Annotated in this window: 26 protein-coding genes and 1 pseudogene; 15 read left to right on the top strand and 12 right to left on the bottom strand. The window is 60.3% G+C overall.

Annotation, left to right across the window (positions count from 1 at the left end):
* Genes feoB through L21_RS08690 form a run of 3 tightly spaced genes read right to left on the bottom strand, consistent with a single transcriptional unit; the run spans position 1 to position 2,500 of the window.
* On the bottom strand, positions 1-1,995 hold the full coding sequence (feoB, locus tag L21_RS08700; protein WP_074370088.1) for a ferrous iron transport protein B: 1,995 nt from the start codon (positions 1,993-1,995) through the stop codon (positions 1-3).
* Positions 1,992-2,234 carry a FeoA family protein gene (locus tag L21_RS08695; protein ID WP_074370087.1) on the bottom strand — a complete coding sequence of 81 codons (243 nt, stop codon included), beginning with the start codon at positions 2,232-2,234 and terminating at the stop codon, positions 1,992-1,994. The genes feoB and L21_RS08695 overlap by 4 nt, the downstream gene beginning before the upstream one ends.
* Entirely contained in the window at positions 2,234-2,500 is a 267-nt protein-coding gene (locus tag L21_RS08690) for a FeoA family protein (RefSeq protein WP_074370086.1), read from the bottom strand. Before L21_RS08690 ends, L21_RS08695 begins: the two co-directional genes overlap by 1 nt.
* A 227-nt stretch (positions 2,501-2,727) precedes the next feature.
* Here L21_RS08690 and L21_RS08685 point away from each other — a divergent pair, with 227 nt between their 5' ends.
* Positions 2,728-4,278, top strand: coding sequence for a class I adenylate-forming enzyme family protein (locus tag L21_RS08685; protein WP_074370085.1), 1,551 nt, complete (start codon positions 2,728-2,730; stop codon positions 4,276-4,278).
* 52 nt (positions 4,279-4,330) lie between these two features.
* Complete coding sequence (locus L21_RS08680) at positions 4,331-4,915, top strand: RAD55 family ATPase (RefSeq protein ID WP_074370084.1); 585 nt, start codon at positions 4,331-4,333, stop codon at positions 4,913-4,915.
* Here L21_RS08680 and L21_RS08675 read toward each other — a convergent pair.
* The 4 genes from L21_RS08675 to L21_RS08660 form a co-directional block, all read right to left on the bottom strand.
* Positions 4,912-5,814 carry a methionine synthase gene (locus tag L21_RS08675; protein ID WP_074370083.1) on the bottom strand — a complete coding sequence of 301 codons (903 nt, stop codon included), beginning with the start codon at positions 5,812-5,814 and terminating at the stop codon, positions 4,912-4,914. The two genes, L21_RS08680 and L21_RS08675, sit on opposite strands and share 4 nt — an antisense overlap.
* 61 nt (positions 5,815-5,875) lie before the next feature.
* Positions 5,876-7,165 (bottom strand): aspartate--tRNA(Asn) ligase, encoded by a 1,290-nt coding sequence (gene aspS / locus L21_RS08670; protein WP_074370082.1) that lies wholly within the window; start codon positions 7,163-7,165, stop codon positions 5,876-5,878.
* Positions 7,166-7,286: 121 nt separating this feature from the next.
* Positions 7,287-7,829, bottom strand: coding sequence for a pyruvoyl-dependent arginine decarboxylase (locus tag L21_RS08665; RefSeq protein ID WP_074370081.1), 543 nt, complete (start codon positions 7,827-7,829; stop codon positions 7,287-7,289).
* A 285-nt stretch (positions 7,830-8,114) separates the two neighbouring features.
* Positions 8,115-9,287, bottom strand: a complete 1,173-nt coding sequence (locus L21_RS08660; protein ID WP_074370080.1) for a HEAT repeat domain-containing protein — start codon at positions 9,285-9,287, stop codon at positions 8,115-8,117.
* Between the two features lie 234 nt (positions 9,288-9,521).
* Here L21_RS08660 and L21_RS14140 point away from each other — a divergent pair, with 234 nt between their 5' ends.
* From L21_RS14140 to nifU, 4 genes are all read left to right on the top strand, one after another.
* On the top strand, positions 9,522-9,674 hold the full coding sequence (locus tag L21_RS14140) for a hypothetical protein (RefSeq protein WP_178377709.1): 153 nt from the start codon (positions 9,522-9,524) through the stop codon (positions 9,672-9,674).
* A gap of 36 nt (positions 9,675-9,710) precedes the next feature.
* Positions 9,711-9,959, top strand: a complete 249-nt coding sequence (locus tag L21_RS08655; protein ID WP_074370079.1) for a sulfurtransferase TusA family protein — start codon at positions 9,711-9,713, stop codon at positions 9,957-9,959.
* Between the two features lie 118 nt (positions 9,960-10,077).
* Entirely contained in the window at positions 10,078-10,224 is a 147-nt protein-coding gene (locus L21_RS14135; protein WP_178377708.1) for a hypothetical protein, read from the top strand.
* Between the two features lie 159 nt (positions 10,225-10,383).
* On the top strand, positions 10,384-10,773 hold the full coding sequence (gene nifU, locus L21_RS08650) for a Fe-S cluster assembly scaffold protein NifU (protein WP_074370078.1): 390 nt from the start codon (positions 10,384-10,386) through the stop codon (positions 10,771-10,773).
* A gap of 9 nt (positions 10,774-10,782) precedes the next feature.
* Here nifU and cofD read toward each other — a convergent pair whose 3' ends face one another.
* Positions 10,783-11,685 carry a 2-phospho-L-lactate transferase gene (gene cofD, locus L21_RS08645; protein ID WP_074370077.1) on the bottom strand — a complete coding sequence of 301 codons (903 nt, stop codon included), beginning with the start codon at positions 11,683-11,685 and terminating at the stop codon, positions 10,783-10,785.
* A 73-nt stretch (positions 11,686-11,758) separates the two neighbouring features.
* Positions 11,759-12,661, bottom strand: a complete 903-nt coding sequence (locus L21_RS08640) for a 2-phospho-L-lactate transferase CofD family protein (protein ID WP_074370076.1) — start codon at positions 12,659-12,661, stop codon at positions 11,759-11,761.
* Positions 12,662-12,886: 225 nt separating this feature from the next.
* On the opposite strand from L21_RS08640, the gene L21_RS08635 reads away from it, so the two are divergent.
* Positions 12,887-13,486 carry a type II toxin-antitoxin system antitoxin SocA domain-containing protein gene (locus L21_RS08635; protein ID WP_256712835.1) on the top strand — a complete coding sequence of 200 codons (600 nt, stop codon included), beginning with the start codon at positions 12,887-12,889 and terminating at the stop codon, positions 13,484-13,486.
* A 2-nt stretch (positions 13,487-13,488) separates the two neighbouring features.
* Positions 13,489-13,902 carry a type II toxin-antitoxin system PemK/MazF family toxin gene (locus L21_RS08630; RefSeq protein WP_074370074.1) on the top strand — a complete coding sequence of 138 codons (414 nt, stop codon included), beginning with the start codon at positions 13,489-13,491 and terminating at the stop codon, positions 13,900-13,902.
* A gap of 75 nt (positions 13,903-13,977) precedes the next feature.
* On the opposite strand, the gene L21_RS14130 is transcribed toward L21_RS08630, so the two are convergent.
* Positions 13,978-14,154 carry a hypothetical protein gene (locus tag L21_RS14130; RefSeq protein ID WP_178377707.1) on the bottom strand — a complete coding sequence of 59 codons (177 nt, stop codon included), beginning with the start codon at positions 14,152-14,154 and terminating at the stop codon, positions 13,978-13,980.
* 568 nt (positions 14,155-14,722) lie between these two features.
* Here L21_RS14130 and L21_RS08625 point away from each other — a divergent pair.
* The 3 genes from L21_RS08625 to L21_RS13855 are packed head-to-tail and all read left to right on the top strand — an operon-like array spanning position 14,723 to position 16,426.
* Entirely contained in the window at positions 14,723-14,887 is a 165-nt protein-coding gene (locus L21_RS08625) for a DUF2080 family transposase-associated protein (protein ID WP_074370073.1), read from the top strand.
* Positions 14,888-14,922: 35 nt separating this feature from the next.
* On the top strand, positions 14,923-15,786 hold the full coding sequence (locus L21_RS08620) for a DNA-methyltransferase (RefSeq protein ID WP_074370072.1): 864 nt from the start codon (positions 14,923-14,925) through the stop codon (positions 15,784-15,786).
* A 16-nt stretch (positions 15,787-15,802) separates the two neighbouring features.
* A complete protein-coding gene (locus L21_RS13855; protein WP_143727251.1) occupies positions 15,803-16,426 on the top strand; it encodes a hypothetical protein in 624 nt (207 codons plus the stop codon).
* A gap of 551 nt (positions 16,427-16,977) precedes the next feature.
* Here the strand turns inward: L21_RS13855 and L21_RS08615 are convergent.
* Both L21_RS08615 and L21_RS14605 read right to left on the bottom strand, forming a co-directional pair.
* Positions 16,978-18,414, bottom strand: a complete 1,437-nt coding sequence (locus L21_RS08615; protein ID WP_256712821.1) for a restriction endonuclease — start codon at positions 18,412-18,414, stop codon at positions 16,978-16,980.
* Positions 18,415-18,546: 132 nt separating this feature from the next.
* Positions 18,547-18,621: pseudogene (locus L21_RS14605) on the bottom strand (zinc-ribbon domain-containing protein); the annotation flags it as partial.
* Between the two features lie 297 nt (positions 18,622-18,918).
* On the opposite strand from L21_RS14605, the gene L21_RS08610 reads away from it, so the two are divergent.
* The 4 genes from L21_RS08610 to L21_RS08595 are packed head-to-tail and all read left to right on the top strand — an operon-like array spanning position 18,919 to position 23,088.
* Positions 18,919-20,127, top strand: coding sequence for an HD domain-containing protein (locus tag L21_RS08610; RefSeq protein ID WP_074370070.1), 1,209 nt, complete (start codon positions 18,919-18,921; stop codon positions 20,125-20,127).
* 12 nt (positions 20,128-20,139) lie between these two features.
* The gene (locus L21_RS08605) at positions 20,140-20,694 is read left to right on the top strand and encodes a UbiX family flavin prenyltransferase (protein ID WP_074370069.1); all 555 of its coding nucleotides are present in this window, start codon (positions 20,140-20,142) and stop codon (positions 20,692-20,694) included.
* On the top strand, positions 20,687-21,928 hold the full coding sequence (locus L21_RS08600) for a UbiD family decarboxylase (protein ID WP_074370068.1): 1,242 nt from the start codon (positions 20,687-20,689) through the stop codon (positions 21,926-21,928). The genes L21_RS08605 and L21_RS08600 overlap by 8 nt, the downstream gene beginning before the upstream one ends.
* A complete protein-coding gene (locus tag L21_RS08595; protein ID WP_074370067.1) occupies positions 21,928-23,088 on the top strand; it encodes an aconitase X in 1,161 nt (386 codons plus the stop codon). Before L21_RS08600 ends, L21_RS08595 begins: the two co-directional genes overlap by 1 nt.
* Positions 23,089-23,092 lie beyond the last annotated feature (4 nt).

Here is a 23,092-nt window from a genome sequence, read left to right as displayed (position 1 = left end):
TCAGACACCTCCCATGAAGAGCCCGGCAACGCGCCCGACGACGAACGCGAGCAGCCAGGCGACGACGAGCCCGTAGGCGACCGAGAACCCGGTCCACTTCCACGACCCCGTCTCTTTCCTGATGACCCCCAGCGCCGCGACGCACGGGGTATAGAGCAGCACGAAGACCATCAGGGCAAGGGCCGTCGCCGCGGAGAGGCCCGGATCGGCAAGGAGCGCCGTCGGAAGCGTCTCTTCCCCGGTGCCGTAGAGGGTGCCGAGCGACCCGACGACGATCTCCTTCGCGATGAACCCGAAGATCAGCGCGACCGCGACCTTCCAGTCAAAGCCGAGCGGGGCCACCAGCGGTTCGAGCGCGTGGCCGATCATGCCTGCGAAACTCTCCGCGCTCCCGTACTCGACCCCGAACGGGAACGACGCGAGGAGCCAGACGACCAGAACGCCGGCAAGGATGATCGTACCCGCCTTTCGGATGTACATCGACCCCCGGCTCCACATATGGAGGAGGGCCGTCATCGCCGTGGGGATCCGGTAGGGCGGCATCTCCATGACGAACGGCGAGGCTTCTCCCGGGAGGATGGTGCTCCTGAAGAGCTTCGCGGACGCGATCGCGACGACGATCCCGAGGACGTAGAGGAAGAAGACCACGCTGCCCGCCTGATCGGGGAAGAATACCCCGGCGAAGAGGATGTATACGGGCAGCCTCGCGCTGCACGACATGAACGGATTGACCAGGATCGTGAGCAGCCGGTCCTTCTCGCCCTCGATCGACCGTGTGGCCATGATCGCCGGGACATTGCACCCGAACCCGATCAGCATCGGAACGAAGGATTTCCCGGGCAGACCCAGGGCGTAGAGCGGCCGGTCCATGATGAACGCGGCACGGGCGAGGTAGCCCGAGTCTTCGAGGATCGCGAGGATCAGGAAGAGTATGAAGATGTTCGGGAGGAAGATGAGGACGGAGCCGACGCCGCCGATGATCCCGTCGCCGATGAGCGAGGCTAGCCAGGCGGGTTCGATCGAACCGGCCACGAACCCGGCAAGCCACGCGAAGGCGGCATCGATCGCGGTCATGAAGGGAGTCGCGACCGTGAACGTCAACTCGAACGCTCCCCACATCAGGGCTAAAAAGATCGGGATGCCGAGATACCGGTCGGTGACGACGCGGTCGACCATATCCGAGGGGCGCATCTCCTTGAGGTTTGCTTTCCGGACCTGCGGCAGGACGGCCGCAATCGCCTCGTAGCGCTTGTCCGCCATCAGCGCCTCGTACTCGTCCGGGTCTATCCGGGAGAGGATCTCCTCCACGCGGGTCGATGCCGGTCCTCCCCGGACCTTCGCGAGGACGTTCTCGTCCCCTTCGAGGAGTTTGACTGCGAGCCAGCGGAGAGGGTACCTCCCGGCGAGGTCCCCGTCGGCTGAAAGCGCATCGGCAAGCGATGCGATCATCGTCTCCGTCTCGTTGCCGTAGCCGATGGTGTGCTCGTGGTGGAGGGAGGTCTCCGCCTCCCGGATCGCGGCGTCGAGGAGGTCCTTCAGCCCTTCTCCGCGGGTTCCGACCGTGCGCACGACCGGGATCTCGAGGAACGCCGAGAGCTTCCGGTAGTCGATGGGGTTGCCCTGCGCTTCGGCCATATCCGCCATGTTCAGGGCGATGACGACCGGAACCCCGAGTTCGGCGAGCTGCGTCGTCAGGTAGAGGTTCCGCTCCAGGTTCGTCGCATCCACGACCTGGACGACGATGTCCGGTCTCTCCTCCAGGATGAAGTCCCGCGCGACGACCTCGTCCGCGGTGTAAGCGGTCAGACTGTAGGTTCCGGGCAGATCGACGACCTCGAACTCGAAGCCGTTGCGGCTGGCCTTGCCGGTCTTCTTCTCCACGGTCACGCCGGGCCAGTTCCCGACATGCTGCCGTGAACCCGTAAGCGCGTTGAAGAGCGTCGTCTTGCCGACGTTCGGGTTGCCGGTGAGCGCTATCCGGATCTCTCGCTTCATGCAGCCCCCTTCGCGCACCCGACGATTATCTTCATCGCGATTCCCTTCGACAGGGCGTACCGGGCATCGCCGACCGAGACGATGATCGAACCCCGGTCCGCGCACTGGACCTTCACCCGGGCGTCGGGGCAGAAACCCATCCCGAAGAGACGCGCCTGCATCCCTTTGCCGGCACGGACATCGGCGACCTTCGCCTCGGTCCCGGCGGCGAGGAGGGCAAGCGGGCAGACGCCGTCCACTATCTCCCCTCCGGGACGACCTCGATGAGGCTCGCCTCGGCACGCCGTAGCGAGAGGCAGTACCCCTTCACCCGGTACTCCGTGGGATCGCCGAGGGGGGCGGCCCGGACAACCTCCACTTCCGTCCCCGGCACCATGCCCATGGCAAGCACGCGCTTTCTAAGGGCTCCGGCAGCGCGGACGCCGGCAACGCGGCACCGGCAGCCGTGGCCGACGCGGTCGAGCGTGGTTGTTGCCGCATGATCTGCTGAATCAGATGATTTCATACCGTTTTCTCTCTTATTCGGTCGATATAATCCGGATCCGAAAAAGTTCCGGATTTTATCGCCGGAGACGAAGATTCTTCGGATCTTGCGTGCGATCCGAGATTCAACGAGGGTGCCCGGCGGGGTTTCACGCTCACGACCACGCCCGGTATCCCGGGACAACTTATTTACCGCACTATGGACAAGTATATACATCGAAGTGCAACCCTGTAACGCGGAGCCCCCTGATGCCGAACTGTACCACCTTCCTCGATGCCAACGCCTGTAACCCCGATAAGATCGCTCTCGTCGTCCCCTCCCGCCGCGAGGTCTACACCCGTGCCGAACTCAGGGACCGGGTCGCCTGGGCTGCAGGCGGCCTCCTCGCCCTCGGTATCGAGCGCGGGGAGCAGGTCTGCATCTACCTTGAGAGTTCGCCGGAATACCTCATCACCTACCTCGCCCTCTGGCGGATCGGGGCCGTCGCCGTCCCGACGAACCGGGTATACACGGAGAGCGAGGTCCTTTACGCCGTCCGCGACGCAGAGGCCGTCGCCGTCGTCACCGACGTCGAGGGTGCAGGCCTCGTCGACCGCATCCGTGACCGGGCCCCGGCGCTCCGGCACGTCGTCGCCGTCGGGGGGGAGGCCGCGGGCGCAACGCCGTGGGCCGACCTCCTCCGGGGAGCCCCGTGTCGCCGTGCCGCCCACTGCCGGTTCGACGACCTCTGCCAGATCCAGTACACGAGTGGCACCACCGGCAAGCCGAAGGGCGCCATGCTCACCCACGGGAACTGGATCGCCGCGATGGATGCCGAACGTGACGTTCTCCGGATCACCGATGCCGACATCTACCTCGGGATCTACCCGATGGGGCACGTCGGGGTGAGCTGGGGGATCGCCACCCTCCGGGCCGGCGGAACCTACGTCGTCATGGAGCGGTTCGATCTCGACCGCTACCTCGAACTCGCCCGTGAATACCGGGCGACGATCGTCGCCGGGATGCCGCCGGTGATCCACTCCCTCATCCAGACCCCGCCGGGGACCGAGACGGCGCTCGCAACCGTCCGGGCGATGATCAGCGGCGGCGGCCCCCTGACGCCCGGCGTCTGGAAACCCTTCCACGAACGGTTCGGCATTCCCGTCGTCAACGCCTACGGCCTCTCCGAGACGGTCGTCGTCGGGACCGGGACCGCCATCCGCCCCGAGCACTACGCGAGCGCCGACGAGTTCCGGAGCGTCGGCACCCCGGTCGGGTTCTCGGAGGTGAAGATCGTCGATGCGAACGACCCTTACCTGGAACTCGGGCCCGGCGTTGACGGCGAGATCGCTCTCCGGGGGCCGGGGGTGGCGCTCGGCTACTGGCAGATGCCCGAAGAGACGGCCGCCGTCTTCCTCCCCGAAGGCTGGTTCCTGACCGGGGACGTCGGCCACCTGGACGAAGACGGGATGCTCTACATCACCGACCGCAAGAAGGACATGATCGTGATGTCGGGCTGGAAGGTCTACCCGACCGAGGTCGAGGACGTCCTTGTCCAGCACCCGGGCGTCCGCGACGCGGCGGTCTTCGGGTGCGCCGACGAGCACCGGGGAGAGGTTCCGGTGGCCGTGGTGGTTCCTGCAGGTAACGCCATCTCGCCCGACGAGATCGTCGCTTTCGCCCGCGAACGCCTCGCGGGATACAAGGTCCCCCGCCGGGTCATCATCGCCGGCGAGATCCCCCGGGTGAACGGGTGGAAACTCCTCAGAAAGCGTCTCCGGGAGGAGTATTGCAGCGACGGAGCGCATCCGACAGGGTAGTTATTTAGGAAAGGGCGGCAAAGATCCTGCGAGACATACCCGAGGTACAGACGTGGCCGACACCACCAAACGTTCGACAGGAATCGCGGGCCTGGACCTGGCGCTTGACGGAGGATTCTCACCGGGCACCCGTATCGTCATCGCCGGATCTCCGCTGAGCGGTCTTGAACTCCTGGCACAGCAGTTCTGGCAGGAAGGGGAAGGAGCGGGGGCCTACCTGATGCTCGATACGGCGCCGGGAGAGCATATGATCGACGCCCGGGGGATGGACCCCGCGGCGATGGCGGCGGCGATGGAGGGCGAGAAGATCGTCGTGGACTCCCTCTCCACGCTGATCGCCGCCTGGGGGATCGATACGGCCGCGAGGTTTCTCCTCGAAGATACCCGCCCGATCATCGAAGGGGGTGCAAACATCGTCTACCTCCTCTACGCGGGAGTCCACAGCCCCTCCGAAGAGGCGCGGATCATGCGGGCGGCCGACGTCTTCATCACCCTCCGGCAGGAGATCCACGGCAACGAGTTCGAGCGGACGCTCGCCATCGAGAAGCTCAAGGGTTCGGACGTGCCGCAGCGGGTCATCCCCTACCATATCATCGCGGACGGTATCGAGCTCTCGACGACGAGCAGGGTGGTCTAGCCGGTATATTCTGTCCGGGCCTCGCCCGCCGCAACAACCATATTTTTCAGTTTTCCGAACGCCGCATCGCGCGCCTGCATCCTGAGGCCGCAGTCGGGGTCGAGGAGCATGGCCTCCGGAGAGAAGACATCGATCCCGGCCTCGATCCGTTTGCGAACCGCTTCGACGCTCTCGATGCCCGGATCGGCCGAGTCCACGCAGCCGTAGCCGATCATCCGGCCGCGCAGGTCTTTTGACGAGAGCACCTCGAGGTTTTTGGGGTTGTTTGCGAACTCAAAATCGAATACGTCGACGTTTATCCGGAGGACGTCGTCGATGACGTTCCCGAGGTTCCCGCAGACGTGGAGGCAGACCGGCACCCGGAGCATCCCGGCGATCGCGTTCACCGCCTCGCGGCCGACGGCGAGGTTCGCCGCCCCTGTCGAGAAGATGGGCTCGTCTATCTGGATGAGCGCAACGCCGGCGTCCTGAAGGTAGTTCGCCTCGGCCGCGAGCGCCTGCGCGAGATCGAGAACCAGTTCGTCTTTGTTCCGGTAGAACGGCGTCTCGATCGAGAGGCCGTGGGCGAGCGTGCTCGGCCCGGTGAGGATGCCTTTCACTTTCGGGTGCCGGGAGAGGGCGTATTTCGTGTCCGCAAGGGTGATGGGTCGGGCGGCCGGCTGGACCTTCCCGACGACCGACGACCCGCGGATCCCGGGGAGGTGGGAGGTGAAAGCCCGGATCATGTCGCCCCGGACCTGGCCGTCGGAGATGATGTCGATCCCGGCGCCGATCTGGTCGGCGACCGCTGTCTCCACCGCATGTCTCAGCGGGTCCATGAGGGCGAAAACCCCCGATCCTTTCACCACCGGGTAGCTCCCGACCACGGTGGTCGGGAGGCGCACGCTTGTCAGGGTCATGGGACGGTCCTGTGCCGGTTATGCAAGCACATCGATCCGTAGGTCGGCGGTGTAATTAAATTCATGGCGTCAGTCTGTGCCGGTCACGCGGGAAGAGCACCGCCTCGCGGATGTTTGGAAGGTCGAGCATCGTCATCACCAGCCGCTCGATGCCGAGCCCCCACCCGGCATGCGGGGGCATGCCGTAGCGGAACGGCTTCAGATAGAACTCAAAACTCTCGGGAGAGAGTCCTTTCGCACGGATCCGCTCCACGAGGAGGTCGTGATCGTGGATACGCTGGGCGCCGGAGGAGAGCTCCATCCGGGGGTGCATCATATCGAATGCCTTGCAGAACTCGGGACGATCCGGGTAGGGCATCGCGTAGTAGGGCCTGATATCGGTCGGCCAGTCGACGATGAAGTAGTGCTGCCCGACGGTATCCCCGATCGCCCGCTCGGCCGCCGGAGAGAGGTCGTCGCCGAAGGTGAGTTTCTCCTCGATGGTCTTGTTCGCGATCTCGATCGCCTCCGTATAGGGGATCCGGGGGAACGGCTTTGCCGGAACCGTAAGTTCGACCCCGAGTTCCGCGAGCTGGTCGGCGCAGTTCTTCGCGACGTGGTCGTATATGTGGACGATCAGGTCCTCGAGGAGTTCCATGACGTCGTTGTGGTCGGCAAACGAGACCTCGACGTCGAGGCTCGTCGCCTCGTTGAGGTGCCGGACGGTGTTGTGCTCCTCGGCGCGGAAGATGGGGCCGAGCTCGAAGACCGCTTCGAACCCGGCAGCCATCATCATCTGCTTATAGAGCTGCGGGCTCTGGTTCATGAACGCCTCTTTCTCGAAGTAGGCGATCGGGAAGAGTTCGGTGCCGCCCTCGGTCGCCGCCGCGACGATCTTGGGGGTGGTGATGTTGATGCAGCCCCGGGAGGCGAGGAACGCGGTCGCGGAAGAGGTCACGGCGGACCGGATGAAGAATATGGCGCGGACACGCGGTTTCCTCGCGTCCAGGAACCGGGAGTCGAGCCGGGTATCGAGTTCGGCGGGGACCTTCTCGGCGACGTCGAGCGGGAGCGGGCTCTCTGCGGTGCTGATGATCTCGAGTTCTTCGGGGACGATCTCGCGCCCGCCGGGTGCTTTCTCGATTGCCTTTACCCTGCCCTGGACCCTGACCACCGACTCTCGCGAGACGTTCCGGGCGACATCAAGAATCTCTGCCGGGACTTTCTTCTTCGGGATGGTCACCTGGATGATGCCGGTCCGGTCGCGGATCAGGAAGAACGAGAGTCCTCCGAGGTCGCGAACCTCGTGTACCCAGCCGATGATCTCGGCAGATTCCGTTTCCGGGGTTACGGCCTGTATTGGTAGACGCATGTGAAAAACCTGGATACAGTGTGGGCCCCGGGAGGTATTTTGCTTTGCGCTCCGGCCCGGGAGAAGACTTCGGCGGGGCAGCCGCAGGAAAAGAGATCGGCTGCCCCGGGAGGTGCAGGTCTTAGAGGAAGACCGCTGCGGCGATGACCGTTGTCCAGCGGCCGTCCATGACCCCTTCCGCCGCCTGGCAGGTGTGGGTCGTGCTGATGATCCGGCCGCTCGCCTTGTAGATCTGCTCCCGCTCCTGCCACGCCCTGTCGGGGTCGAACTCGATCCCGAGCGTCGTCGCAAGCATGGTTGCCGCAAGGTCTTCGGCGTATTCGCCCGAGACTTCCGCCGTCTCCCCGAAGGCGTGGTGCTCGGAGAGGTAGCCGTAGGTGTTGCTCTCCTTGGGCATCGCGTGGCCGATGGCAGCGGAGGCGAGCCTGCTCGGCTCGTTGGTCTCATTCCGGGCCATGACGACGTAGACGATGCTGCCCGGGGAGAGCTCCTTTAAGCCTTCCTCCGGCGAGACCAGCTGGCAGTTCGGGGGGAAGATACTCGAGACGTAGACCAGATTGTACTTCTCGATACCCGCCTCCCTGAGAGCCAGTTCAAACGAGGCCAGTTTGTCTTTGTGGATACCCACACCTTTCGTAAAGAAACACTTGGTCGGAACGAACATTAGAGATCTTCTTATCGCTTGAATTTTTTAATATTTTCGGTTATAACAGTCACAAATCGAAAAAGGAATGAAATTTCCCCCATTTTCGGCATTAGGTGGGTAAAATGCCTGCAAACGGGAAATTAGCCTGAAAAAAGCGGGTGGTTATTATGCCCTCCGGTGACTGCGGCCACGCCGGATCGAGTCTCTCCACCCTTTTGGCGCGACCCGAACCGGGATTACCACCGTATTCGCCGCTGCCGCGAAAAACCCCTGCGTTCTCTCGGGGAATGGGGAGCGCGCCCGTCAGGCGAGGTCTCCCCGCGCTTTGATCACTTCGAGCGCCTCGAACGCCTCCCGCCGGACCTCCCTGTCTGCGTCCTGGAGGAGGGGCTGCAGCGCTTCGGACGCGCCCGGAGCGCCGATCTCGCCGAGAACGATAGCGGACCTGCGCCGGGTCTCGGCATCGCCGGCACCGGTGAGACCGATCAGGGCCGGTGCCGCCGCCTCGCCGACCCGCCAGAGCGCCTCCATTGCCCGGTGCCGGGCGGCCTCGTCGCCGTTTCCGAGGGCCTCGACGAGCGGGCCGACTGCCGGAGTACCGATACCTGCGAGCGCACCGCCGACGTGCCACCTCACCTCACGGTCGGGGTCGGCAAGCGCCACGATGAGCGGTGCAATCGCTTCTTCTGACCGGATCTCACCGAGCGCCCGGGCGGCCCACCGGCGGACGGACGGCCGTTCGTCCCGGAGAGCGGCCGAGAGGGGGCCGACCGCCGGGGCGCCGATACGGGCGAGAACCGCTGCGCTTCGCCGCCGGAAGTCCTCGTCATCGTCGCCGAGCGCCCCGATGCAGGACGCGACCGCAGCCTCGCCGAAGGCGGCGAGCGCGTCGCCGGCGAGAGCCCTGACCTGCTCGTCCGGGTCGCGAAGGAGAGCGACAAGCCCCTCGATGCCGCGCTCGTCGCGGGTTTGCCGCACCCCGGCGATCGCACATCGCCGCACCCGGGGATCGTCGTCGGCGAGCGCCTCCAGATAGGCGTCCCCGGCCGGGAACCCCTTGAGCGCCTCCAGCGCCCCGCAGCGGACGGCCGCGTCCCCGTAGTGCGCCGCTTCCTTCAGGGCATCCGTCGCCGGGTTCCCGATCGACCGGAGCGCCCGGACGGCGTCCTGCCGCATGGCGTCGTCCGCGTGCGAGAACGTCCCGATGAGGTGTGGGATTGCCGCCGGCCCCACCCGGCCGAGGGCGGCCGCCGCCTCCCGCCGGACGCACCAGTCCTCGTCGCTGAGCCCTTTCATCAGCGGGAGCACCGCGGCGTCGCCGATCTCCCCGAGCGCACGCACCGCTCTCCACCGGGCTACGATATCCTCGCTCTCAAGCGAGAGAGCGAGCCCCGCTACCCGGGCTTCCTCCTCCGCATCGACTGATGCGTCCGTTTCCTCCCCCTTCCTGCGTCCGAGCCGGTTCCACAGTCCCATCGGTATCCTCCGTACGATCGGTCTTCTCCGATGATGGTAGGTGGCAGGAGATGGAGTATAACCTTTCTGATCTTCTCGCCGAAGCACGGGAACCGTCCGTTGCCGCGCTCTACCGCCGTCACCCCCGGAGGAACGCTTATATGGGATGGGGCAGCACCCGGTCCTCCCGGGAGCGGCACGTTTCCGGGTCACGGCACCGTATTCCCACGCGCGTCCCGCAACGGGAGGTAAGAGATGGAACTGGAGGACGAACCCGGGCTCTCCTCTCCCAGGCCGATCACGATGACGAAAGAGGCGGAAGGCCCTGCCGCGGAGGAGGATATCCGACGCCGGAGAGGCCGGGCGGGGCACGAGATCGTGAAGTTCGAGAAGGATGACGGGGCATGAGGTCCGTTATCCGGAAGATGAAGTGAGGTGAGATGGATGTACGCGGATAAGACGGTAAACTGTGTCGGCGCCTGCCAGTCGCCCATGCTCCTGATCGAGGAGGAGATGGAGGCGCTCGAGAACGGGCAGATCCTGCAGGTGACGGCCGACAGGCACGACCTTGTCGAGGCGGTCAGGTCGTGGGCCGATAAGAGCGGGCATAAGGTCGAGGAGGAGCACGTCGCGAGCGGCGTTACGACCCTCATCGTGCGCAAGGGAGCGGCACCGGCGGCAGAAGCGACGTGACCGGCCGGAAGGGGTGCTGAAGCGTACGGCACGGGTACCGGACTCCGGACCCGCGGCACCGCGACCCCTGAGCGGCCGTATGCGCCGTTCCTGCTCGCGATGACGGTGCGAAGCATGGATGGAGATGATCCCGGCCGGGGACTTCCCGCCCCTCTCGGAGATCATGCAGCAGGCGATCTCGGCGGGGGCGAAGGTTGCCATCTGCGAGCAGCCGGCTCCCCGGCATGGAACCGGGCGGCTTCATTCGCGGGGACGGTCACCTTGAACGACCTCGCGGTCGACGCCGGAGCGGCCGTCTCGCCGGGTTACGGGGAAGAGGTCTGCCCGGCCGGTCTTTGCTTCTCCCCGGCCGACTCCGGGACGCAGGGACATTCGAAGAAACAGTTAAACGCCTGCGGGCTATTACATCGCTGTAGGTGGAAGAATGGCGGACCAGATCGGATACAGCCAGAAGGTGATGGAGCACTTCATGAACCCGCACAACGTCGGGGTGATCGAGAACCCGGACGGTTACGGCAAGGTCGGCAATCCCGTCTGCGGGGACATCATGGAGATCTTCATCAAGGTCGGGGACGACGTCATCGAGGATATCAGGTTCCGGACGTTCGGGTGCGGGTCGGCGATCGCGACGAGCAGCATGGTGACCGACATGGCAAAGGGGAAGACGCTCGACGAGGCGCTGAAGATCACCCGCGACGACGTCGCGACCGAACTCGACGGGCTGCCGCCCAGAAAGATGCACTGCTCGAACCTGGCGGCGGACGCGCTCCACGCGGCGATAGAGGATTACCGCAACAAGCAAAAACAGGGGTGAAGGGCTCTTTCAGCACCCGTAGATCAGGGTCAGGATACTCTTTGCAAGGTCGAGGCTCTTGCCCCGGTTGACCATGAGGGTGTCCTGGCGGAGCGCCCCTTCGAGTTCGACCGGGTCGCGGGTGTCCTGGATGAAGACGTCCACGAAGTCCTCGTAGAGAGCGTAGGTTCCGGCGGACGAGGGCTCTTTTCCGAACGCTCGCATCAGGGCGGCCGCCGGGCCGCTGACCGGCGCATCGCCGATGAACGGGCTGACGACGATGACGTGCTGCCGGCGGAGCGCCTCCCGCACCCCGGTGCACTCGAGGATCGGGGATATGCTCGTGACGGGGTTGCTCGGCCCGATCACGACGGCGTCGCTTCCCTCGATCGCATCGATCACCTCGGAGGTCGCGACCGGCGGCGCATCGAACTTCCGGACGACGCCGTCGATCGCCATGTCGCCGCGGTGCTTCACCCAGTACTCCTGGAAGTGCATCTCGCCCCTGGCCGTCCGGACGCAGGTCGTCACGACGGAGTCGGTCATCGGGAGAACGGTCGCCCGGACGTCGAGCGTGCGGCAGAGTGTGCGGGTTATCTCCGTCAGCCGCATGCCGCTCCGGAGCATCTCGCCCCGTGCGGCGTGAACCGCCCTGTCCTGGTCGCCGACGGCGATGTACTCGTCGATGCCGAGCCGTGCGAGGAGGTCGTGGGTGACGTAGGAGTCATTGCGGATCCCCCACCACCGGTTGGTGTCGAGGATGCCCGCAAAGAGGTACATGACCGTGTCGATGTCGGGCGAGAGGTGGTTGCCGGAGAGCCAGGTGTCCTCGGCCGTGTTGACGACGACCGCGATATCCCGCTCGTCCAGCAACTCCCGCATCCCGCGGAGGAGTTTCGGGGTTCCGGTCCCGCCCGAGAGGAAGGTTATCATTGGATAATTAGCGTATCAAGCCCATGCGTATATGAATTTTCCCAAACTTTGTCCGGGGGTCAATGCCCCAATTTCACGAAATCGCGTGCCGTATGACCGCCGTGATGTCCCAGGCGAGCGATTCGGCCTGCCGTTCGTGCATCAGACGCGTCTCCAGGCGGAGCGATCCGGGGACGTCGTCCGGGTCGTGGATGTCCTGGACGAAGACGTCGACGATATCCCCATACAGCCGGGAGACCGCCGGCGACGTGGGGGGTTCGCCGACGGCGTACATGAGGGCGGCGTCCTTTGGGTCGGGCGCGGCGCCGCCCCGAAACGGCGAGACCGCGACGACGAACGCATCGCGGAGGAGGTCCCGCATCCCGGCGCAGTCGAGGATGGGGAGGATGCTCGCCGCCGGGTTCGCGGGGCCGATCACGACGGCGTCGCTCGCCTCGATCGCCGCCCGCACCCTGTCCGTGACCGCCGGCGGTTCGGGCCCGACGAGTTCCCGGACTTCGGTCCCGGGGTCGGCGGCCATCCGGTACTCGAGGAGCGGGATCCGTTCGGTACCGGTATCGACGAAGAGGGCGGCGTCGCCGTCGGTCATCGGGAGGGCGGTCGCCCCGATCTTGAGCGAGCGGCACTGGCGCTCGACCGCCTCGGTCAGGGTCAGCCCCTCCCGGAGGAGCGCCGCCCGGGCGATCTGGACGGCCCGGGCACGGTCGCCGACCGGGAAGGGTTCGCCGCCCGCCACCTTCGGGAGGTAGTTATGGGTGGCGTAGGTGTCGCCCTTGATCCCCCACCACCGGCCGGTGTCGAGGATGCCGGCAAAGAGGAAGACGGCGGTGTCGATATCCGGCGCACAGTGGCCCCCCGATATCCAGAGATCCTCGGCGGTATTCGCGACCACGGCGATCTCGCTGTCGTAGAGGATCTGGCGGACGCCCCGGATGAGCGGGAGGGTCCCGGATCCGCCGGAGAGGAAGGTGATCATGGCTGAATGTTATTGTAGGTGGGGTGTCCGGGGGGTTAAGAGTTTCATTTGCTGTGGTGGGGATGCATACGGTATGAAGCAGAAAAGCAATGCTATCGTGTAAAGAATCCGTGTCGTTATAGCGAACAGGGATGAGCAACGCGGGCAATAATATCAAATATTATATAGTATTACATTATAGACTCAAATATCCATTGAGGCGTTCAGACAGAGGGCGTGCTGATCATGGAGAGGGTGAAAAGGTTAAACGCACTCCTTTACGCAATGGAGGAGTACCCAGACATTGGAAGAACAAAATTAATGAAGTTCGTGTTCTTCACAGATCTTATCCACTATAACAACTACGGCAACACATTACTGGACGATGAATACATCAGAATGAAAGCAGGGCCAGTTCCCGCGCATGCTTTCGAGGTCTCTGGAGCAACTCAGCCGCAATATGATGTTTGTGTCGAGCAGATCGACGAAGAGCGAACAAAGTATACATATCATCCAAAGCAGCAATGCAATCGCTCTTTGTTCTCCGATGAGGAAAGGGAGTTGTTTGATAAAATCATAAGACTACTCAAAGCATATCACACTGAAGAGATCAGCGAGATCACGCACCGTATGGCACTCTGGAAGAACCATGGAAAGATGGATCAGATTCCAATTGAAGAATTTGAGCTGAGTGACTACGAGATGGATGAGTTTTGCTCCTTCATTGATTACCAAGAGGCAATTGAGTGTGTCTGTCAGTTAGAGATGAACATGGATGATGGTTACGAGGATAGAGTGCCTGAATATATCCACGAATTACAGATGGCTGCATTGAAAGAGGAATAAGTTTGCATTCATCACCATCTCCCATTGGTCCTGGTTCAGTCCATTTTTTTGATCTCACAGCGCACACAGGAGTTTCACCAAATACGATCAAAAAGGCTCATTTTGTTGCTGTTGTCATGAACCCCAGGATCGTTTCCCGACCGCGGCACCTGACGATTATTTGTGTTCCAATGACCTCTTTCCGGCTGGATGATCACTGGGATAACGACAAAGGAGTAATGCGGTCATTCTATCATTACCTCCTTGAAGCACGAAAATATCCTGAGCTGGAACATGATACAGTTGTAAAATGCGAGCAAATCTTCACAATAAACCGGGAATATTTCAATGGAAATTATAGATTCACCCTTGAGAAAGATGATCTGATAGAGATTCGGAAAAAACTTGCTGGTGTCCTTGGCATTGGTGGCGTGTAACAGACCAAAAGTCCGATTGATTCAGGGAATTTTTGAGGGGGAAAAAAGAGTTGAGTTTTTATGATTTAGTTCCCCTCATGCAATTCCACTTGTTGCATCAATGATCATCCCAGCAATTAAGCAGGCGAAGCCAAGTACGCCAAGTGCGACGATAGCTTCTCCTGCATCTTTAAGCACCGGGATGGATGCGATAATGGCGCCCATTACGATGAGGGCGATTATCGTACCAATCAAGGTTTTAACCTCCGGCATTTTTTGCTCAATTTGCGCTACTTTTTTATACCAAAACGCCTAGAATAGATATAGCAATTGGTGAAATTGCATCTATTTAGGAGATTTGATCAGATGGACTGATGCGCGAACATCGTCCATCTCTGATCATCTCGTTTCAGACTCTTCTGACACCCCCTATTGATTGTAATTCTAATTAGCTTGTCAGCATATATATTCTTGTCGCCGACGATGTCGAAAATAAGCCATTTAGTGCCTCTTAATCCAATTTAACCCACTGTAACACAGTGTATCACACTGTATTATAATTCATCCCAAATCATTCCAATACCATCTAATACTATTGCATCTTTTCGCATCTGACTGACTGGGACCTCAACTCACTTGGGTCATGGTCATGGCGCTGCCGTGATTGGGAAGCAGTATGCACACTCCAGTAGGTAGAATAATACATGCTCAAAACTAGGGCTAGGTCAATTCTATCCCCTGATTCCAAAACAACTTTCTCTCAAGATAGTAGAAGATTATTAACCTAATTGTGGCTATATAATAGCACAATGTATTTATTGTATGGCTACAATTTGAATTTATGAACGAACAAATGGAAATAAAAATAAACGGATTCCAAATATTAGAGAAAACTGTAAAAAATTCTGGAAACTCGGGTAGGGTGTACGTGCCAGTCGACTGGGTAGGGAAGCGAGTGAAAATAATCTTATTGGATCCTGTTACCAGTGACCCAACTACAGAGTAAGGCGTATTTTAACAGAAAAATGCAGGGAGCAGGTTATGACTGAGATCACCGAAGTAAATAGGATATATCAAATGGATTGTTTAGCAGGACTAAAGAAAATGAAGGATAACTCTGTAGACGTTATTGTGACATCACCGCCGTATAACATCGGCATCCAATATAATACCTATGAAGATAAAAAATCCGAGCAGGAATATCTCGATTGGCTGCATAAAGTTGCAATCGAGTGCAAACGGGTGATGAAGGATGACGGGTCTTTTTTCCTAAACATTGGAGGGACGCTCACAAATCCCTGGATCCCGATGAAAGTCGCTCTTGCATTCGAAGATTTGTTTGCCCTGCAAAATATGATTCACTGGATAAAGTCTATTGCCATACCTGGGGAGCAGGTTAAAAAATATGCGAAGTTCGATAAGGACATCGCCGTTGGTCACTATAAGCCAGTCAACAGCCAGAGATTTCATCATGACTGTCATGAGTTTATTTTCCACTTTACCAAAACGGGCACTGTAAAGCTCGATAAAATTGCGATTGGTGTTCCATACCAAGATAAGAGCAACATTAAACGATGGAAATCTCCTAATGGCTCAGATAAGCGAGACCGGGGTAATACATGGTTCATCCCCTATGAAACAATACAAGATTCACGACCGCATCCAGCGGTGTTTCCAACAAAATTACCTGAGATGTGCATTCTGGATCACGGGCTTGACCGCACAAGCTTGGTTTTAGATCCGTTCATGGGCATAGGGACAACCGCAGTTGCATGTGCCAGACTAGGTGTCAACTATATCGGCTTTGAAATAGATCCGACCTACATAGATATTGCAAACGCTCGTATACCATGTGGAGGCATCAAAACTGAAAGCAACTCAGGAGAAAGCTTTTTAGCCAGTTAACTAATATGGTCTATTGATGACCAAAATCCCCTCTTTTCAGGAATTACATTCTATGGTTGCCCAGATATCTGGAAAAGTTGCTTTCCCGGACCTAGTTGAAGGAACAACCGGTTTCAAAGTAGAAAAGTTAGATCCTGGGAATAATCCCGATGATTTAGTTCTTTTTAATGAGTTAGAAAAGGCTGCTCGTAACTTTATACGCTATATCGACAGAACTAGGACTCGATATCACGGTGAAAGACCAAATGATGTTGGTAAACAGTTTGAAGAAGTTTTTGTGGAAGAATTGAAAAAAACAACGTTGAAGCCAACTCAATTAAAAAAATCTGGCTATCCAGACATGAAAGTTGTTGATGCTTTCGGGAGAGTAACATATCTGGAGTCTAAAGTTGTCAGCAAGAACTGGGATAATGGTCTTCGTTCTTTTTATTATAGCACAGGAACCAAAATTGACTCCGACGCTAGGCACTTAGTAATTGCTTGGGATATTCGGGAAGAGAGGGAGAAATACTGGAAAGTGGCAGGTTACAAATTATGTGACCTCTATGCATTATCCAACATAAAAGTGAAGTTAGAATATAATTCTAGTAATGACGTATTATATACAGAAGAGATGGTTGTCTCAAGTTTTAATCTATAATAATTTATTCTACATCCTTTCTGCAACCCTTTTTTCTCTCTCCCGCCGCAACCCTGCATCATGACAGGCCAGCAGGTAACTATAACCTAGAAGCCCGAACTCTCCATCCTCATCCCCGAACTTAGCCTCCGGTGATCGCAATCGGTATCGGGCTGTACTGCCTCACTGACCCGATGTGGTTGTAAGCAGTCAGCGTTGCGGTGCTGGTCTGGGAGGCATCCATCCAGAGTCTGGGTGTACTGGGAAATTAGGGGGCAGTATTTGTAAGTTGCAGGCGCGGATGCATCGGAAGCCGGAGCTGGCCCAAAATGAATTAGAAGAGTAAATTAACTTGGGAACGTTTATCGGCCCGTAAGCTGACGCCCTGTATGCTTTGTCCCCTGATTAAGGCAGAATGTCTCCGTGAAGGTTGTGCGTGGTGGGAACCTGTCGATAAGAAGTGTGCAGTTCTGTTGCTGGCCTATACGACGGATATAGAGAGTTTTCTTGAAAAGAAGTTGGACAAACTATTCTAATACTTCGATATCATCCCTAAAATTCAGGTCTAAAAATTATTGGCAGTTCTTACATATTCTCGTCTTCCGCAGTAACCCCGATGTCGTGATACAACTCGGACAGACGGCCGCCCCGCACTTATCGCAGATCAGGGTATGGTTCGCTCCGTATGGCTTGTGACAGATCGGACATTCGACCTCGCAATCGGAGCAGAGCGGCTGGTGGCACCCCCGACAGATCTTACTCGCATGCTCTTTGCAGAACGTCTTGCCACATGAACTGCAGACCGAAGCGTGATCGCTACAGACCCATCTCCCGCAGACAGGACATTGAGAGATGTGCTCACTGCAATAGGCCTTGCCGCAAACCTCACATACGGCAGTGGTCTCTTTCTTGACGTTGATGGCACCGAGCTTGAAGTGCTGCGGGCAGTACTGGATGGTATTCTCAAGGACGGTCCCGGAGTGAGCGAAGACTTCTTTCGTGTAAATTGTGCCGAACGCGTTGAAATAAATCGCCCATTTGGGGACCAGAACCATTTCACTCTTGAAGAGTTTTATGTCGCTCCTTCGCGGCACGAACTTTCGGTGTCTTATGTCCAGAATGACATCCCCTTTTGCAGGGGTATACGCCATGTCCTGAGTATTCCTTGCCGTGATGTATTCGATTGTCGCTCTCTCTACCGTACGCTTGGTAACTTCGGGTTTCAGTTCGGTGATCTGATAGTCTGAACCGATCGTTATGGAGTATTCAGGGGAGGGCGAGAAGTCCATCACTTCCCTGAAGGTCTTGAGCGTTTGAACATTGTCGGCGCTCTGCTTCGAGGAACTCAGGGAGTTTAAGATGGAACCCCCTTTCTTGGCCTGCTTGTTGAGCACCTTGCCGTCGAGCAGATCGATGACGACCGTCCCGTCGTCGGAAAACCTATGAAGCTTCTTGGTCGGATCGTAGACCCGGGCTTTGAAGGTATACGGGACTTTGACGTAGGGATGGAAAGTAAGCCGGGCGCTGCTTACCTCGACCAGATGTTTGTTTTGCAGCGGCAATGTCGTCACCATGAGGTAATCGGACTTGATAGACAGAGCGGATCTTAACGTCAGTCGCTCTCCCTGCCGGCTGACTCTGCCGGCAGAGACAGCGAACCACTTTTCCATGATGTCTTCGTGACCGAGGGTCTCGATGTTCCTGCTCTCTGCGAAGTTCTGGGCATCAAGCGTGAAGTCGTTGAAAGCGGCGAAGACACCACGCCAGCCAGGACCGAGGTCATCAAGTTTCTTGGAGAAGTCCCGGATCTCTTTGATGCCGACTGCGGATGTAAAATTCTTGCACTCGATAGCGACCTGCTCTTTCCTTCTCCTAGCGATGACATCGATCTCGTTTGTATAGCCGCCTTGCCCGGGCATCCTGACCCGCCGTTCGGTCTTGTAGCCCTCCGCTTGGTAAATTGAATCGACAATCTCTTCCAGCTTCGTCCCAAGCTCGTAGGCGTTCACGGGTGACGGGGTAACTTCTTCCGGGTATTCCTCTTCCGACCAGTCGATAGGCTTTGACCAGTCATCGTCTGTAGAGGGTTGGATCTGGGTTCCGGCGGTGGCAATGGGTGTCAGCGTTCCCTGTATCAGTCCGGTGCCGCACTCAGGGCAAAACTTTGCATTAATGCTTTGTAACGGCGTCCCGCACTCGGGACAAAACTTTGGCATAGTTATTCACATAATCTGACTCCTTGTACACCTCCTTTAAGGTAACGAAATGAACTTATGGTCATTAATCTCGAAAAAAGGCAAACCAACCGTGTTTTGAGGGGGGACTCATCACAGATCATCCACAGAACGCATAATTTATCTATGCGGCCTTTTCCTGCCGGAGCGTCCTACCCCGCCGCCTGAACGCTCCACCCCCACACCCACACCCCGCTCCCCCCAAAAGAAAACCGCCCCGCACGCCGCGCGCCTTCAAATACCTTTATCTTCCATCTCCCAAGATTCTTAACAGAACCGATGAAGATCATCAAAGATCCGGTGCACGGCTACGTCGAGGCGGAACCGCTCGCGCTCCGGCTGCTCGACTCGGAGGTTGTCCAGCGGCTCCGCCACGTCACCCAGCTCGGGTTTGCGAACCTCGTCTACCCCGGGGCGAACCACAGCCGGTTCGAGCACTCGCTCGGGACGATGCACCTCGCGGGCCTGATCTCGGGCCAGCTCGGGCTCGACGACGGTGAGACGCGGCTCGTCACCACGGCCGCCCTCCTCCACGACATCGGCCACGGCCCCTTCTCCCACGTCACCGAGCCGGTGATGGAGGAGTTCACGGGGAGGAGTCACCACGAGATCGACCACCTCATCCGCGAGGGTGAGACCGCCGCGATCCTCGAAGGCGAAGGGCTCGACCCCGCCGAGGTCTGCGCCGTCGTTGCGGGGAAGCACCGCCTCGCGAGCATCATCCACGGCAGCCTGGACGTCGACCGGATGGACTACCTGATGCGGGACGCCCACTACACCGGCGTCCCCTACGGGACGGTCGACGCACACCGGCTGATCCGGAGCACTATCTTCACCGAATCGGGCATCGCCCTGCACGAAGGCGGGATCAACGCCGCCGAGTCGCTCCTCATAGCCCGGACGCTGATGCGCCCGGCGGTCTACTTCCACCACGTGAGCCGGATCGCGACGAGCATGTTCGTCCACGCCCTCCGCGAGGAGGTGCGGAACGTCCCGGGCACGGACGCACACGAACTGATGCGGATGGACGACGCCGCCTGCATGGAGCGGCTGAAGCACTCTTCCTGCGAAATTACCCGCGACCTCGCCCGCCGGGTCTACGCCCGCGACCTCTACAAGCGGGCGCTGTATATCGGCGAAGACCGGGTGAACGCCGCAGCCCTCCGGCAGGACCTCGGCCCCGCCCGGGAGCGGGATATCGCCCGCGAGATCGCCGAGGCCGCCGGGATCATCGAAGACGAAGTCCTGGTCGACATCCCCCCGCTCCCCCGGGCGCTCTCGATGGAGGTCCGGGTCAGGAACAGCCACGCGATGGTCGATATCGAGGAGGTCTCCCCCCTCATCAATACCTTGAACGACACCCGGCGGCAGCAGTGGCGCCTCGGCGTCTACACCGTAGAGGAGCACCGGAACACCGTGGAAGCGGCGGCGATGGAAGTCCTCCGGGTGAAGCGGGCGACCAAACAGGATAAACTCATAGTGACATAGTATGGAGAGCGCATGAAGAAGGAATTCGTCGTCGGGGTCACCGGGGCGAGCGGCGTCGTCTACGCCCGCCGCCTCCTCGAAGTGCTCTGCGAACGGGCAACGGTGCATATCGTCATCTCCGATACCGCCCGGCAGATCGCCGGGATCGAAGGCGTGAACCTCGAGGGGTTCGATGCCATATACGCCGAGAACAGCGACCTCGCGGCCGATATAGCGAGCGGCTCGTTCCGCTACGACGGGATGGCGATCGTGCCCTGCAGCATGAAGACGCTTGCCGCCGTCGGCAACGGGTTCGCCGACAACCTGATCGCCCGGGCGGCGGACGTCTGCCTCAAGGAGAAGCGCCCCCTCCTCCTCCTGCTGCGGGAGATGCCGCTCTCCCGGATTCACCTGAAAAATATGCTTGCGGCCGACGAGGCCGGCGCGACCGTGATGGTCGCAAGCCCCCCCTTCTACCAGCACCCGGAGACCATCGACGACCTCGTCGATATGGTGGTGGCCCGGGTGCTCGACCACATGGGGGTCGAACACAACCTCGGAACCCGATGGAGCGGATACGATGCGTAACTTTATTGAACTGATGCGGGAGCAGGGCAGGGTCGAGGAGATCGAGAGCCCCTGCTCGACCGTCTACGAGGCTCCCCGTATGGCGAGCCGGACCGACAAGATCCTCTTCTTCCACGACCTCGACGGCCGCCGGGGGGTGATGAACCTCCTCTCCGACCGCCGATCGCTTGCAGCGGCGCTCGGTGTGGAGGAGCGTGATCTCGTCGCGCACCTCGCGGGCATGACCTACGGCGGCCGCGTCGTGGATGCCGGGCGGTGTGAGGGGGGCGTCAAGCCCGATCTCTCCCGCCTCCCGGTCATGAAGCACTTCCCCGGCGACGCCGGGCGCTACTTCACCTCCGGGATCGTCTTCTCGCGCTACGACGGCGTGGAGAACGCCTCCATCCACCGGATGATGGTCCTCGACGATCATAGAGTCGTCGCCCGTCTGGTGGAAGGACGGCACACCCATACCCTCCTCAAAGCGGCGCTCGCCCGGGGGGAGAAACTCCCGGTCGCCGTCACCGTCGGCACCCATCCGCTGGTGACGTTCGCCGCCTGCACCCGCGTCCCGCAGGGGAAGGAGCTCGCCTACGCGGCGGAACTGATGGGCGGGGAACTCCCCGTCCGGGAGTGCGAGAACGGCGTCCGGGTTCCCGACGCCGAGATCGTCCTCGAAGGCTACATCGGTGCCGAAAAAGCGGCGGAAGGCCCGTTCGTCGACATCACCGGGACCTACGACCCCGTGCGCCAGCAGCACGTGATCGAGTTCACGAAGATGTACTGCAAGGAAGACCCCATCTACCACGGCATCCTTCCCGCCGGCGACGAGCACAAACTCCTGATGGGGGCACCGTATGAGCCGAAGATCTACCGCGCTGTGGGCGAGGTGACGACGGTGCGTGACGTCCTCCTCACGAAGGGCGGCGCCGGCTACCTCCATGGGGTGGTGCAGATCCGCAAGAACACGCAGGGGGACGCGAAGAACGCCATCATGGCAGCATTTGCCGCCCATACCTCCCTCAAGCACGTCGTGGTGGTGGACGAGGATATCGACATCCACGACCCTTACGACGTCGAATACGCGATCGCGACGAGGGTCCGGGGCGATACCGACATCATGGTCGTCGCCGGCGTCCGGGGCTCGTCGCTCGACCCGACGCGGTTATCCGACGGGACGAACGTGAAGGTCGGTGTCGATGCTACCATAGTTATGGGGAAGGAAGACGAATTCAGGAGAGCGGAGTGGGTGTAATGTATCTGGAGAAGGATGATGAGAGGGTGCTCGCCGGCGAGTTCGGCGAGACCCGGCAGAAGATGATGGAGATCCTGGTCACGCTCGGGAGGGTTTACGGGGCGGAGAAACTCGTGGCGATCACGAGCGCCCAGGTGAGCGGTGCGTCCTACAAGACCATCGGAAAGTGGGGGCTCTCCTGGCTGCAGAGCCTCAACGCCCGGGCGGCGGTCCCGGCGGTCTTGAACCCCATCGGGATGCCGCGGGAGGGGTGGCAGGAGTTCGGAATCGGCGAGGAGTTCGCCCGCCGTCAGGCGGAGGTCGTCGAGGCCTACCGGAAGCTCGGGATCCGGGTGGAGTGCACCTGCACGCCCTACTACCTGCGGATCACGGAGTACGGGGAGCACCTGGCCTGGTCGGAGTCCTCGGCGGTCGCCTACGCAAACTCGGCTCTCGGCGCCCGGACGAACCGGGAAGGCGGGCCGAGCGCCCTTGCTGCGGCGATCATCGGAAAGACCCCCTACTACGGCCTCCATCTCGTCGAGAACCGGCGGCCGCAGGTCGTCGTCGAGGTCGAGTGCGGCACGGGCCCGCACGCCGGCCATTGGGGCGCCATCGGCCACGTTGCCGGGAAGAAGGTGGGGAACCGGATCCCGATATTCCAGGGGATCCGGCCGAACCGCGACCAGCTCAAAGCTCTCGGCGCCGCGATGGCGGCGACCGGGGCGGTCGCCCTCTTCCACGTCGAGAAGATCACCCCGGAGACCCGGGTCTTCTCGTTCGACACCGGCGATCTCGACCGGGTGACGGTGACCGAGGCCGAGGTCGAGGCACTCTTTACGGAGACCGAGGTCGAGGCGGTCGCGGTCGGGTGCCCGCACTGCTCCGCCGACGAACTCCGTGAACTCGCGGAACTCCTCCGGGGGAAGAAGACGACGAAACCCTTCTACGTCTTTGCTGCAAAGGGGGTTGCAGCGGCGAACCCCGACCTCGTGAGCGTCATCGAGCGGAGCGGCGCCCGGGTGATCCCGGACACCTGCATGGTCGTCTCGCCCCGGATGGACGAGTTCGCTTCGATCATGGTCGACTCGGGGAAAGCCCTCGCCTATGTCCCCGGGATGTGCGGCGCGCTAGCCCGGATCGGGACGCGGAGGGAGTGCGTCGAGGTCGCGACGTCGTGAGGGC

Origin of the sequence: Methanoculleus chikugoensis (genome assembly GCF_900095385.1) — an archaeon.
In the GTDB taxonomy this organism is placed as follows: domain Archaea; phylum Halobacteriota; class Methanomicrobia; order Methanomicrobiales; family Methanoculleaceae; genus Methanoculleus; species Methanoculleus chikugoensis_A.
This window is presented reverse-complemented; position numbering and strand designations above follow the sequence as displayed.

What these genes read in the sequence shown, in the direction of transcription:
- L21_RS08640 (WP_074370076.1), bottom strand. Translation starts at nt 12,661, where the DNA reads ATGATCACCTTCCTCTCCGGCGGATCCGGGACCCTCCCGCTCATCCGG.
- L21_RS08595 (WP_074370067.1), top strand. Translation starts at nt 21,928, where the DNA reads ATGTATCTGGAGAAGGATGATGAGAGGGTGCTCGCCGGCGAGTTCGGC.
- feoB (WP_074370088.1), bottom strand. Translation starts at nt 1,995, where the DNA reads ATGAAGCGAGAGATCCGGATAGCGCTCACCGGCAACCCGAACGTCGGC.
- L21_RS08665 (WP_074370081.1), bottom strand. Translation starts at nt 7,829, where the DNA reads ATGTTCGTTCCGACCAAGTGTTTCTTTACGAAAGGTGTGGGTATCCAC.
- L21_RS08690 (WP_074370086.1), bottom strand. Translation starts at nt 2,500, where the DNA reads ATGAAATCATCTGATTCAGCAGATCATGCGGCAACAACCACGCTCGAC.
- L21_RS08635 (WP_256712835.1), top strand. Translation starts at nt 12,887, where the DNA reads ATGGAGAGGGTGAAAAGGTTAAACGCACTCCTTTACGCAATGGAGGAG.
- L21_RS08620 (WP_074370072.1), top strand. Translation starts at nt 14,923, where the DNA reads ATGACTGAGATCACCGAAGTAAATAGGATATATCAAATGGATTGTTTA.
- L21_RS08600 (WP_074370068.1), top strand. Translation starts at nt 20,687, where the DNA reads ATGCGTAACTTTATTGAACTGATGCGGGAGCAGGGCAGGGTCGAGGAG.
- aspS (WP_074370082.1), bottom strand. Translation starts at nt 7,165, where the DNA reads ATGCGTCTACCAATACAGGCCGTAACCCCGGAAACGGAATCTGCCGAG.
- L21_RS14135 (WP_178377708.1), top strand. Translation starts at nt 10,078, where the DNA reads ATGGAGATGATCCCGGCCGGGGACTTCCCGCCCCTCTCGGAGATCATG.
- L21_RS14130 (WP_178377707.1), bottom strand. Translation starts at nt 14,154, where the DNA reads ATGCCGGAGGTTAAAACCTTGATTGGTACGATAATCGCCCTCATCGTA.
- L21_RS08625 (WP_074370073.1), top strand. Translation starts at nt 14,723, where the DNA reads ATGAACGAACAAATGGAAATAAAAATAAACGGATTCCAAATATTAGAG.
- L21_RS08685 (WP_074370085.1), top strand. Translation starts at nt 2,728, where the DNA reads ATGCCGAACTGTACCACCTTCCTCGATGCCAACGCCTGTAACCCCGAT.
- L21_RS13855 (WP_143727251.1), top strand. Translation starts at nt 15,803, where the DNA reads ATGACCAAAATCCCCTCTTTTCAGGAATTACATTCTATGGTTGCCCAG.
- cofD (WP_074370077.1), bottom strand. Translation starts at nt 11,685, where the DNA reads ATGATAACCTTCCTCTCGGGCGGGACCGGAACCCCGAAACTCCTCCGC.
- nifU (WP_074370078.1), top strand. Translation starts at nt 10,384, where the DNA reads ATGGCGGACCAGATCGGATACAGCCAGAAGGTGATGGAGCACTTCATG.
- L21_RS14140 (WP_178377709.1), top strand. Translation starts at nt 9,522, where the DNA reads ATGGAACTGGAGGACGAACCCGGGCTCTCCTCTCCCAGGCCGATCACG.
- L21_RS08610 (WP_074370070.1), top strand. Translation starts at nt 18,919, where the DNA reads ATGAAGATCATCAAAGATCCGGTGCACGGCTACGTCGAGGCGGAACCG.
- L21_RS08655 (WP_074370079.1), top strand. Translation starts at nt 9,711, where the DNA reads ATGTACGCGGATAAGACGGTAAACTGTGTCGGCGCCTGCCAGTCGCCC.
- L21_RS08675 (WP_074370083.1), bottom strand. Translation starts at nt 5,814, where the DNA reads ATGACCCTGACAAGCGTGCGCCTCCCGACCACCGTGGTCGGGAGCTAC.
- L21_RS08605 (WP_074370069.1), top strand. Translation starts at nt 20,140, where the DNA reads ATGAAGAAGGAATTCGTCGTCGGGGTCACCGGGGCGAGCGGCGTCGTC.
- L21_RS08660 (WP_074370080.1), bottom strand. Translation starts at nt 9,287, where the DNA reads ATGGGACTGTGGAACCGGCTCGGACGCAGGAAGGGGGAGGAAACGGAC.